The following is a 466-nucleotide window of genomic DNA, read 5'->3' on the forward strand; positions in this document are numbered from 1 at the left end:
CCCGGCACCGAGGCGACCTGCCAGTCGTGGTCGACGTCGAGTGCTACGCCACGTACTGCGACACCCCTCCCCCGGCAGCCACAGTCAGGGAGGTGCTCGACCCGCTCCTGCTCGCCATTGAACAGCAATACGGCCGACCGGCCGTGCTCTACGCGACCCGCGACTGGTACGAGCGATACCTCGCCGGGAGCTACCCCGACAACCCCATCTGGTTCCGCTCAGTCGCCACCTCACCGCATCTCACCGACGACCGCGACTGGACTTTCTGGCAATGGTCGGCACGCGAGCAGCTCGAGGGTTACGACGGTGATGAAGAGTTCATCGATATGAACGCCTTCCGAGGCAACCGCGAAGAACTGGAGTCATTGCTGCTGCCCTGACCCCCACTGTCGCGGCCGCCCTGATGCCCGCAGCCGGATCCCCTATCGGGACGCTGTGCCTACCTGCTCGTCGCCTCGTCCGTGGT

At 65.7% G+C, this 466-nt stretch carries 1 protein-coding gene; it reads left to right on the top strand.

Annotated elements, in window-relative coordinates; genetic code table 11:
• The coding region (locus tag IFT45_RS16670) for a GH25 family lysozyme (protein WP_305798224.1) at positions 1–380 on the top strand (380 nt) is incomplete at its 5' end.
• Positions 381–466: the final 86 nt, after the last annotated feature.

The sequence above is a fragment of the Frigoribacterium sp. CFBP 13707 genome, from assembly GCF_014842245.1.
In the GTDB taxonomy this organism is placed as follows: Bacteria; Actinomycetota; Actinomycetes; order Actinomycetales; family Microbacteriaceae; genus Frigoribacterium; species Frigoribacterium endophyticum.